10 protein-coding genes and 1 pseudogene are annotated in these 11064 nt (G+C 66.6%); 1 reads left to right on the forward strand and 10 read right to left on the reverse strand.

From position 1 onward, the window contains the following. Positions 1 to 47: 47 nt before the first annotated feature. From LWE61_RS15955 to LWE61_RS20810, 9 genes and pseudogenes are all read right to left on the reverse strand, one after another. Entirely contained in the window at positions 48 to 2399 is a 2352-nt protein-coding gene (locus LWE61_RS15955) for a TonB-dependent receptor (RefSeq protein WP_234151647.1), read from the reverse strand. Between the two features lie 54 nt (positions 2400 to 2453). Further along, on the reverse strand, positions 2454 to 3287 hold the full coding sequence (locus tag LWE61_RS15960; protein ID WP_234151648.1) for a fumarylacetoacetate hydrolase family protein: 834 nt from the start codon (positions 3285 to 3287) through the stop codon (positions 2454 to 2456). Then, positions 3287 to 4195, reverse strand: coding sequence for a VOC family protein (locus LWE61_RS15965; RefSeq protein WP_234151649.1), 909 nt, complete (start codon positions 4193 to 4195; stop codon positions 3287 to 3289). Before LWE61_RS15965 ends, LWE61_RS15960 begins: the two co-directional genes overlap by 1 nt. Next, positions 4192 to 4623, reverse strand: a complete 432-nt coding sequence (locus LWE61_RS15970; protein WP_234151650.1) for a GlcG/HbpS family heme-binding protein — start codon at positions 4621 to 4623, stop codon at positions 4192 to 4194. The genes LWE61_RS15965 and LWE61_RS15970 overlap by 4 nt, the downstream gene beginning before the upstream one ends. After that, positions 4620 to 6128, reverse strand: coding sequence for a bifunctional 3-(3-hydroxy-phenyl)propionate/3-hydroxycinnamic acid hydroxylase (locus tag LWE61_RS15975; protein ID WP_234151651.1), 1509 nt, complete (start codon positions 6126 to 6128; stop codon positions 4620 to 4622). The genes LWE61_RS15970 and LWE61_RS15975 overlap by 4 nt, the downstream gene beginning before the upstream one ends. Positions 6129 to 6144: 16 nt before the next feature. Continuing rightward, entirely contained in the window at positions 6145 to 7386 is a 1242-nt protein-coding gene (locus tag LWE61_RS15980) for an amidohydrolase family protein (protein WP_234151652.1), read from the reverse strand. Positions 7387 to 7468: 82 nt separating this feature from the next. Beyond that, on the reverse strand, positions 7469 to 8365 hold the full coding sequence (locus LWE61_RS15985; RefSeq protein WP_234151653.1) for a LysR family transcriptional regulator: 897 nt from the start codon (positions 8363 to 8365) through the stop codon (positions 7469 to 7471). A 333-nt stretch (positions 8366 to 8698) separates the two neighbouring features. Beyond that, positions 8699 to 9343, reverse strand: coding sequence for a YybH family protein (locus LWE61_RS20805; protein ID WP_326490656.1), 645 nt, complete (start codon positions 9341 to 9343; stop codon positions 8699 to 8701). A gap of 78 nt (positions 9344 to 9421) precedes the next feature. Continuing rightward, positions 9422 to 9904, reverse strand: a pseudogene (locus LWE61_RS20810) (NAD(P)-dependent oxidoreductase); the annotation flags it as partial. Positions 9905 to 10067: 163 nt separating this feature from the next. Between LWE61_RS20810 and LWE61_RS15995 the strand changes: the two are divergent. Then, positions 10068 to 10766 carry a FadR/GntR family transcriptional regulator gene (locus tag LWE61_RS15995; RefSeq protein ID WP_234151655.1) on the forward strand — a complete coding sequence of 233 codons (699 nt, stop codon included), beginning with the start codon at positions 10068 to 10070 and terminating at the stop codon, positions 10764 to 10766. An 11-nt stretch (positions 10767 to 10777) separates the two neighbouring features. Here the strand turns inward: LWE61_RS15995 and LWE61_RS16000 are convergent, their stop codons facing one another. Continuing rightward, positions 10778 to 11059 carry a hypothetical protein gene (locus LWE61_RS16000; RefSeq protein WP_234151656.1) on the reverse strand — a complete coding sequence of 94 codons (282 nt, stop codon included), beginning with the start codon at positions 11057 to 11059 and terminating at the stop codon, positions 10778 to 10780. Positions 11060 to 11064 lie beyond the last annotated feature (5 nt).

Consider the following 11064-nt stretch of genomic DNA (forward strand, 5'->3'; position numbering starts at 1 on the left):
ATTGCCGGGACCGCGCACAGGGGGAGGCGCGCGGTCCCGAACATGCGTCAGAAGCGCCCTTCGAGCGACACGCCGAAGGTACGCGCGGCTTCCCGCGTGCGCCAGTTCACATAACCGCCGTCCGAGAAGGGCAGGCCGAGGATCGCCGAGTTGAAATCGACGTCGAACAGGTTGCGCACGAACGCCCCGATCCGCCATGCGCCATCCGCATCGCCCAGCCCGACGTTGAGGTTCACCACCTCATAGCCCGGCTGCACCGTGTTGAGGTCGCCCACCGCATTCTGCGCCTTGCTGCGGTGGGAGATGTTGGCGGAAGCGTCGAAGGTCAGCGTCTCCGTGATCGGCTGTTCCCAGTTGCCGCCGACCACGACGCTATATTTCGGCGAACCGGGCAGAACCTGCCCGGCGGCCTGATAGAGCTGGCCCGCCGTCGCCCCGGCATTGCAGACGCTGTTCGCCGTTCCCGCCTGCACGAACACGCCGGGGCAGGCCGTCAGATAGTCGGTGAATTTGGCGTCGGAATAGGTGAAGGAGGCGTTGAACGAGAGGCCCTTTGTAGGCCGGGCGACCATCTCGACCTCAAAGCCCTTCACTTCCGCGCCACCCGCATTTTCGGTCAGGAATTCCTGGCCGTTGAACACGCTGGTCTGGAGATCCTTATATTTGTCCCAGAAACCGTTGACGTTGACGGTCAGCGTGCGGTTGAGGAACTGCATCTTCGCGCCCACGGTCACGTCGTTCACGGTCTGCGGCGCGACCGAGCTTTTCGTGCCGGTCAGGCCGGAGAAGGTGACGGTCGGGCCGAGATAGCCGCGCGCGTAGGTGGCGTAGAAGAGCAGGTCGCGGCTGGGCTTATATTCCAGGCCCGCACGGCCGGAGATGTCGGTCTTTTTCGCCTGCCCGGTTTGCAGCGCGCGTGCGGTATAGGGTGCCGTTCCCGATGGCGTGAAGCCATTGGCCGGGGACGGCGCGACGAAGGGCGCGAGGTCCGGGTCGACATAGGAATAGTTGCTGGCCTCCACGCTGTCGCGCGTCAAACGACCGCCGCCGATCAGGCTCAACGTGTCGGTCAGATGATATTTGCCGTCGAAGAAGAGCGCCGCGCTGTCCGACCGGGTGCGGGTGACATTATAGCCCGCCGTGATGGAGACGGTGGGGAAGACCGCATAGGGCGCGGCGGGGCGCAGGATGGCGCTCTGGCCACCGCCCAGCCCCGTCTCCTGCCGGGACAGGTAGATGCCCGCGATATATTCCAGCGGACGGCCCGACGGCGAGGTCAGGCGCAGTTCCTGCGAATAGAAACGCTTCGTCTCGCCCTTCGATTTGGCGAAGAATTTGGTGTAGGGCAGGCCGTCGATGGCGTAGGTGAAGGGCTGCTCCCTGAACTGGCGGAACGCGGTGATCGAAGACAGCGTATAGTCGCCCAGCGTCAGGTCCGCCTGCAACGACACGCCATAATTTTCAACGTCGTAGAAGCCTGCCCCATCCTCGATGGACTTGTCATTGTGCAAGCCCGGCGTCACGCCCAGCGCGGCAAGATTGACGAAGGGGACGCCCACGATGCCGCCAGGGGCGGTCTGCGCCGCCGACAGCTTGTTGAGGGTCCAGGTCTGGCCCGGTCCCTTCTGCTTCTGGCGCGAATAATCGCCGATCACATAGAGGGAGAGATTGTCGCTGGCCTCGAACAGCAATTTGGCGCGGGTGCCGTAGAAATGCTGGCCGCCCCAATCCTCGTTGCGGGTGACGTTACGGATGAAGCCGTCATAGGCCCGGTCGAAGGCATAGATGTTGAGCGCGGCCTTCTCGCCCAGCGGGACGTTGACCGCGCCATGGATGTCCCGCTCGTTCAGCGAGGCGTAGGAGCCGAAGATATTGCCGTGGAGCTCGCCCAGTTTGGGCTTTTGCGTGGTGATGTTGATAACGCCGGAGGAGGCGTTCTTGCCGAACTGGGTGCCCTGCGGTCCCTTCAGCACTTCGATCCGCTCCAGATCGCCCAGGCTGTTCACCGGGCTGCCGAAGCCGACGACGACATTGTCCACCACGAGGCCGACGGGCGCTTCGGAAGCGCTGCTGAAGCCGCCCAGCGTGCCGACGCCGCGGACGCGGAAGCCCGCGTCATTGGGCGTGGTGCCGAACTGCACACCGGAGAAAGTGTAGGCGATGTTGGTCAGATCCTTGAAGCCCGTGGCGGCAAGCTGCTCCGCCCCGATGGCCGACACCGCCAGCGGCACGTCCTGCAGGCGTTCCGACCGCCGCGTCGCGGTGACGACGATGTCCTGATTGCTGATCGTGTCGGCGGCCTGTTGCGGCGCGGCTGTCTCCTGCGCCTGGGCGGGTATGGCGAGCGCCGTGGCGCTGACGCTTGCGAGCATCGCAATCGAATGATGGAACCTGTGCATGATAATCCTCCCCTTATGGCTGGGTTTGTTGGTTCGGCTGGTTGTTACGGCTCGTTATTGCTCGTCGATAATCCGGTTGGTGAGGGTGCCGATGGCGCCGATGTCCACCTCCACCTTGTCCCCCGCCTTCATGTAGAGCGGCGGAGTTCGCTTATCGCCCACGCCGCCGGGGGTGCCGGTGGCGATGACGTCGCCCGGCGCCAATGGTGTGAAGGCGGAGATATATTCGATGACGAAGGCCAGATCCCAGATCATGTCCGCGATCGGCTGGTCCTGCACCACCACGCCGTTCAGGCGGGCCTGGACATGGATGGCGCCCAGATCGGCAATCTCGTCCGGCGTCACCAGCGCGGGGCCGAAGCCGCCGGTGCCCACGAAGGTCTTGCCCGGCGTGAACTGGATATTGTGACGCTGCCAGTCGCGGATCGACCCGTCGTTGAACGCGGCATAGCCCGCGATGTGGGACAGGGCGTCGGCCCGCGAAACCTTGTGGCAGGGCTTGCCGATGACGATGGCCAGTTCGCCCTCATAGTCGAACCGATCGCTGACGGCGGGTTTCACCATCGGCTGGCCATCCGCGACGAGACTGTCGGCGTAACGGGTGAAGATGGCAGGATATTCTTTCTGCTCGCGCCCCGTTTCCTTGACATGATCGGCATAGTTGAGGCCGACGCACAGGATCTTGGCCGGGTCGGGAATGACGGGCAGCAACACGATGTCGGCGGCGGCGAAGGCGGCCCCGTCCGGCAGTGTCGCCAGGCTGCCGTCGGTCAGCGCCGCCTTAAGGCTTTGTGGGCCGGCGGGGCTGGCCAGTTCCACGATCCGCGCCCCGTCGAGGCGGCCGAAGCTGGGGGTGCCGTCGGGGCGGCGGAAGCTGACGTAACGCATCAGTGATTATCCTCGGTCAGGGCGTCGAGCGGCTGGGGCTGCCAGTCGCGGCGGTGGCGGAATTTCTGTTCGGCTTCGCGCAGGGCAGCATTGTCCTTGTCGGACAGGCCCCACTGGTCGATGCGGCCGGCCGGCCAGGTCCAGTCCTCCGGCGCGCCGACCCGATAATCCTCCGCCACCTTCTCCACCGCCGTCGAAAATTCGATGACGGGGCCGAAGGGGGCGATGAAATAGGCGAAGACATTGGCGCCGGGACCATGGCGGCCCGGACCCCATGCAGGGGCCATGCCCTGATCGCGCAGGCGGCCGATGCCGCGCATCACGGCGTCCATGTCCGCCATCTCGAACGCGATATGGTTGAGGCTGGCGAAGCCCGCGCGGGCGAAGGCGGTGCTGTGGTGGCTGTCGTTGCAGCGCACGAACACCATCGCCTTTGTCCGGTCGGACACGCGAAATCCCAGCGCGTCCTCCGCCAGATGGCCGGTCGCCTCCGCATCGGCGGCGTTGAACACGACATGGGTCAGCTTGACCGGCAGGTCGGGACCGGCGATCGGCGCGACCTCGCCCGCATCCATAAGGAAGCGCAGCAGTTCGCCCTCCGCCAGTTCGACGATGATGCCATGGCCGGCGCCGGGATCGGTCGATGTGACGGGCGCGGCGACAAGGCCCGCCGCCGTCACGCTGCGCCGAAGCTGGTCCAGACGCTGCGCGGTGCAGGTGAAGGTGGTGGAGCGGACATAGGGTTCCGCCGATTCCTCCAGAGCGACCAGATAGGGAAAGCTGCCCGACCCGCGCAGATAATGGATGTCCCCCTCCACCGCGGCGGGGGCCATGCCCCAGATGTCGGTGAGAAAGGCCGCCGCCTCCGCAGCGTTGGGCAGGGCAAGTTCGATGCTGCGCAATTTCATGCGTTCACTCCATGGGAAAGACCGGCGGCGGCGATGCCGGCCACGGCGCACGCTTCGTCATAATCGCCGGTGTCTCCGCTGATGCCGACCGCGCCGATCACCGCGCCGCCCGCATCGCGGATCAGGACGCCGCCGGGGGAAAAGGCGATGCGACCGCCGGTGACGGCGACGACGCTCTGGAAAAAAGTCGGGTTCTTTTCGGCACGGGCGGCGATGACCCGGCTGTCCGCGCCCAGGCCGAGCGCACCGGTCGCCTTTGCCTGCGCAATGTCGAAGCGGAACAGGCTGGCCCCATCTTCCCGCGCGAAGGCGACGGGGTGCGCGCCGGCATCGAGGATGACGATAGCGAGCGGTTGCGCTTCATGGGCGCGGGCATGGACGAGCGCCGCGTCGAGGATGGTTTGGGCGTGTGACAGGAGGAGGGTCATGCCGCGACCTCCCGGTGGGTGTCGGCAATCAGGGCGTCCCGGCAGGCGATGAGGTCCGCCCCCTCCCCGGTGCCGAACACATAATGATCCGGGCGGACGAGGACGGCATCGGCGCCCCGTGCATCCAGCCATGCCGCGATCGCGCCGTCGTCGGCCAACGTGTCGAGCGGGACGGTGATGACGTCTGCGTCTGTCTCCACCGGACGGCGGGTGAACAGTCGCCAGCCTGCGCCGGTCACATCGTCGAGCAGCCGGTCACCGACGCGCGGCTGGATGAAGCGTTCGCCCGCCCCGGCCGTGCCCCGCGCGACGATGCCGGTGGCGATGGCGGGGATCAGGTCAGCGGCGGTGCCCTGCGGCACGGCCTGCGCCTGCGCCCGCATCCGGCTGTCGCGGGCGGCGGCGGCGGCGGGATCGAGCAGGCAGATATAGCGGCCGGCCTCCACGGCGGAGGAGATGACGGCGCGGACATGGGGGTCGCGTTCCGGCTGATAGGTGGCGAGAAGCGCTTCGGGCGCCGTGCCCCGCGTCACCCTCTCCAGCTTCCACGCCAGATTGGCGACATCGCGCAGGCCGTGGCACATGCCCTGCCCGAAGAAGGGCGGCGTCTGGTGCGCGGCGTCCCCGGCCAGGAAGACGCGGCCCCGCTGCCACTGGCGCGCGATCAGGCCGTGAAAGCGATAGGTGGCGGCGCGCAGGATGCGGTGCGGCACGCCGTCCAGATAGGGCGCGACGAGGGTGGCGACCACATTGGGGGCCATCATCGCCTGATCGTCCTCACCGGGCAGCAGCATGAACTCCCAGCGGCGATGATTGCCGCGCCCCGGTACGACGGTCGTGGGGCGGGCGGGGTCGCAGACCATGACGGACAGGGTCTGGAGATTGGCGGCCGCAGGGACGCCGGACAGGTCGGGGAAGCGGACGGGGCCGTCCACCTCCGCATCGACCACCAGCCAGGGTTCCTCGAAATCCAGGTCGTCCAGCGCGATGTCCAGCGCCTTGCGCACCGCGCTGCGCGCACCGTCGCAGGCGATGACATGGCGGGCGCGGACGGTATCGGTCCCGGCCACTCCGGACAGGTGGAGGGTCACGCCCTCCCCATCCTGCGTCAGGCCCGCAAAGGCGGTGCCGAGGCGCAGTTCGACATGGGGATAGACGCCGAGGGCGTCGCGCAGATGCGCCTCCAGTTCCGGCTGGTAGAAGAAATAATCGTTGGACCAGCTGAACGGGCGGGCGCGGCCGACCGTGCCCATGTAGCGGATGACGCCATGGTCCGCGCCGACGTGCAGATGCCCCTCCGTATCGCGCATGTCCCCGGCGACCCGGTCGATGACACCCGCCGACTGGAACAGGCGCATCATCTCATGGTCCAGATGCACCGCGCGCGGCAGGGGATAGGGCCGCGCCTCCTGCTCGACCACCAGGACCGAGAGGCCGGACTTTCCCAGAAGATTGGCCGCAAAGGCCCCCACCGGCCCGCAGCCGATGATCGCAACGTCGAACATGAGCACGTCTTTCCGGTCAGGCGGCCACGGATTGCGGTGTCGGCGCCTTGTGCATCCGCCCGCCTTGCATAATCATGGTGATAGTGTCGGGGTTCTGGAGGATCGTGACGTCCCGCGTGGGATCACCGTCGATCAGCAGCAGGTCGGCGATATAACCTTCGCGCACCAGCCCCAGTTCATCGCCCTGCCCCATCAACTGCCCGCCCAGCATGGTCGCGGCGCTGAGCGCCTCCGCCGGAGTGAAGCCGAAATGGGTGACGAAATGCTCCAGATCGCGGGCGTTTCGGCCATGGGGGTTGAAGGGAAAGCCATAGTCGCCACCGATCAGCACGCGCACGCCGCGCCGCCGCAGTTCCGGCACCAGTTTCCCCTCCAGCTCCATGCGCTGCGCCGCGCTCGCCTTCATCGCGCCCATGTCGATATGGGGCGGCGGCGTGGCCTCCAGCGCGGCGATGGAGACGCCGGGGCCGGGGGCGTAGAAAATCCGGTCCCGCTGCGCGACCATGGCGTCAATGGCGGCCGCGTCCGCGAAGGAACAATGATAGAGGATGCGGACGCCCGCTTCGAGCGCGAGGTCGATAGCGCGGGGCGTGTAGGCATGGGCGGCGATCCACAGGCCCGCATCCTTTGCCGCCTCGCCCGCCGCCTGCATCTCCGCATCGGTGTACAGGATGTCCTGCGCCGATCCGGGCTTCAGCGCATCCTCACCGGAGATGACCAGCTTGACTGACTTGACGCCTTCAGCGGCGCAATAGGCGATGAAGGCGCGCATGGCCTCCGGGCCGCGACCGTTGAAGACGTCTCCCGTCTCGACACCCTCCTCTCCCTCCGGGCTGCGTTCCAGCGTGGAAGGGATGAGGCGTGGGCCGGGCGTTTCGCCCGCGGCCAGCGCACGGGCGAGATCCGTCTCGATACCGTCGCCGAGCGCGCCCGCCGAATAGAGGCTGGTGAAGCCATGGTCGAGAAGCACCCGCGCGTTGCGCCAGGCGGCGACCTTCAGCTCCTCCGGCGGGAGGATGAACTGATGATAGATTTTCTCGACCGACGAACCCCAGGTGAGATGGGTGTGGGCGTCGACCATGCCGGGCATCAGCGTGCCGCCCTGTCCGTCGATCCGCTCGTCGGCGGCGATGGCCGCGATGGCGAACTCGTCATGCAGCACGGCAGCGATCCGGCTGCCCTCGACGAGCACCGCGCCCGCGACAGGGGCGGCGCCGGTGCCGTCGAATATCGCGATGTTATGGATCAGCTTTCGCACGCGCCTCTCCCAAAGGCTGTAGTTTGTGCGTCAGCTTATGCGCTCGTTTCGGACCCAAGAAAAATAATCATTTTTGGCAACGTCATAGGCTGGGGCTATGCTTGAGGATATCGATCAGCGCCTCGCCCAGCCGGGACTGGCGTGCGCCGACCAGCCTGCGGATGCCGATGCTGCGCTGGAAACCGGCCTCCTTGATGGCGATGGCGCGCAGCACGCCAATGGACAGTTCGGCGGAGGCGACCTGCATCGGCAGGATGGTGACGCGACCGCTGCCCCGCACGATGGCCTTTGTGGTCAGCAGGGAGTCGCAACGGATCGCGTCCTGCGGCACGGAAACGTCGGCGGACATGAACAGGGCGTCGATCTGGCGGCGGAAGGCGCCGCGCGCCTCCGGCAAGACCCAGCGCATGGTCATCATGTCGCGGAGCGAAATTTCATTGGGCAGATGGTCGTTGCGGCGACCGACGATCAGGGCGAAAGGATCGCGCGAGAACGTCATCTCCTCAATCCCCTCCGGCGGCTGTTCTATGCCGGTGGTGACGAAGGCCAGTTCGATCTCCCCCTGATGCAGCATCGCGGTGAGGTCATGATCGGGACGCTCGACCGCGTGGAGGGTGAAGCGGCCCACCTTCTCCTCCAGCACACGAACGGCTGCGGGCAACAGGCTGACCAGCGCGCCAGGGGTGCCGCCGACGCGCAACGGGCCGACCACGCCGGTGCTGGCGAGGCGCATCTCCTCCTCCGCATCGCGCAGCAGGCTGTCGATGGCCTCCGCCCGGCGCAGCAGCACCTGCCCCTCCGGCGTCAGGACGATGCCGGTGCGCGATCGTTCGAAGAGGCTGGTGGCCAGCGTGCCCTCCAACTGGGCGATGGCGTTGGAGACGGACGGCTGGGAGATATTGAGCAAGCGCGCGCCGCCGCTGATCGTGCCGGCGCGGCAGACGGCGAGAAAGACTTTGAGCGACCGGGGATCAATCATCGAAAACCCCTGTGGCGGGCGGACCTGTCCCCCTCCATCGGGGCTGCGGCGCGGGATCGCAAGATTTTTGAGCGGCGGAGCGTCGTGCCGATCGTGCCGTGGAGGTGGTGCCTTATGTCCGGGAGGCAGGCGGATGTTTCGTCATGGAGCACGGCAGGCCCCATCAAGCATCGTCTTTTCAAAATGTTAGGCCCATCACTCCGCTGCAATAGCCTGTCCATGACGCAGACCTGTTCGACACATGCGGCTGGCGGCTGGCGATGTGACCCGACTTATGACGCGGACCGAACGGGGCAGGACTGGCCGCCCTGCCCCGTTCAGGCCGTAACCTGCCTATCCGCGGGCATAGACTCCCAGCGACCGGATACGCCCGGCGTCGTCGAACCGATAATGGTTGGTGGTATGCCGCTCGCTCCCGTCGGGAAGCTGGGCGACGATCTCCACCGCAATGCCCTCCGCCCCGGCAAAGCGCGCGCCAGGATTGGGAAAGGGCGAGCCCGCCGCAAAGACGCTGAGGTGGACCGCGCGAATATCCTCCTTGCCGTTGAAGCTCTTGCCGTTGGGCAGGGTGAAGCGGGCGTCCTCGGCATAAAGAGCCATCAGCGCGTCAATATCCTTGCGCCGCACGGCGTCGAAATAGCCATCCACGGTTTTGTGCGGATCGACCGGCGTCGCGCCGCCCTCCGCCTCCGTGGCGGCGCGGCGGATGCGGGCCAGCATCAGGTCGCAGGACGCGATCAGGCCGGACAGGGCCAGCGTCTCCTGAACGGGCAGGTGGCGGCAATGATCGACATCCTTCTGCAACAGGTCGTGCAGCCCGGAGAAGCTGCCCGTCGCCCCCGTTCCCGTGCGGGGCTGCACCATGCGCGGCCCGACACCCAGCGCATAGCTTTGCGCGGAGCCGGCCATGAAGGCGTCGACAAGCGGCTGCCGGTCGAAGCCCAGGTCCACGCCAACGTCGATGATCGCCGCCGACATGCCATAATTGGCGATGGAGATGAGGTTGTTGAGCAGCTTACCCTCCTGCCCGCGACCGACGGGGCCGAGATGCGACAGCTTGTGGCTGATCGCCTCCAGCCAGGGACGCGCGCGGTCGAGATCGTCGTCCTCGGCGCCCACGAACAGCGACAGCTTGCCCTCGATCGCGGCAGGCCCGCCGCCGGACACGCCGACATCCACGAAGCCGACGCCATAGCCCTTTGCCCGCGCCGCCAGATCCTGCGCCAGCGCCGGGGAGACGGTGGAATGGAGGATGACGGTGCCGCCGTCGCCCAGCGCCTCGAACAGTCGGCCATCCCCGGCGAGGCGCTCCAACTGCTCGTCGGTGCGGACGCAAATGCCAAGCATGTCGGATTGTCGGGCGGTCGCGATCGGGTCGCTCTCCCGGCGTGTTCCGGCCTCGTCGAACGCCGCCAGCATCTCCCCGGAAATGTCGCAGCCGATCACGTCGAAGCCGGACCGCGCCAGCCGACGCGCGATGGGGGCGCCCATGCTGCCCAGCCCGATGAACCCAATCGCCATAGTCGTTTCCTCCGCCCGTGACCGTTCGGCGCTGAGCGCGCGCTTCGCTTTCTGCCACGATGGATGGCTTCATAGAGTATATTTTATGGAGAAATCAATTCGTAAATCAGGCGATTTTGACTGTGAAATGCCTCAAATATAGCTATATTAAGAAAATTGATCGGAGCGAAAGGAAAGTGGCATGGCCGGAAAGGCATCGAAGGACGGTCTGGTCGCGCTGGCGGCGGCACGGATGAAGGACATCATCCTCACCCATGAACCCGGCGCGCCACTCGGCTCCCTTCCCGACATCGCAAAGGCGATGAACGTCGGGGTGGCGACCGTCCGCCAGGCCGCACGGCTGCTGGAGCATGAGGGGTTCCTCAAAGTGCGCCGGGGTAATGGCGGCGGCTTTTTCGCCGCGCGTCCCGATGCGATGGCGGTGGGCCGCGCCGTCGCCGGCTTCCTCGACGTCGCCCGGTCGCATGAGCGTGAGGCGATCGAGATCATGACCCTTCTCGACTGCGACCTGATGGCCGCGGCGGCGCAGGCGAGCGACGAAGGGCTGCGCGCCCGGTTGCGGGAACATGCGGAGCAGATCGACGCCTGCGACAGGCCGGAGCAACGGGCCGCCTTCGTGCAGGAGATGCACAACATCATCTTCAGGATGGTCGACCGGCCGCTGATGGAGATGATGGCCCGGATGTCGATGGAACATTACACCACCCGCACCGGATTTCCCATCTATGACGGGACCGAGGGGGCTGCACGCTGGAAGCAGGAGCGGCATGCGATCATCTATGCGATCCTGCGGCGCGACCCCGACCTCGCCCGGTTCGAGGCGCAGCGACGGCGCGACTATGTGCTTCGGAGCATGGCCGACGCCGGATCGGTAAGCTGAAGGCGCGGCCCTCATCGGGTCGGGTGAGGGAGCGGCCTGCATTGCGCCCAGCGATCCGAAACCCTGACCGTTTTCCACAGGCCCGCACCGACCAGCGCCAGCGCCAACCCTCCACTGATACTGACAAACAGCAGGGCGGCCAGCAGCAACTGGGGGAGGGTCGCATCCACTGCCCGGTTCGCCATGACCAGCCGGTGGAGCAGCCCGGACTCCATCCATGCCGACCCCAGCATAGCCAGCCCGGCGATCCGCAGTCCGATTTTTGCAGCGGGCTTTTCATGCCACCGGCTCATGACGA

Origin of the sequence: Sphingobium sufflavum (assembly GCF_021403115.1) — a bacterium.
Taxonomy (GTDB): domain Bacteria; phylum Pseudomonadota; class Alphaproteobacteria; order Sphingomonadales; family Sphingomonadaceae; genus Sphingobium; species Sphingobium sufflavum.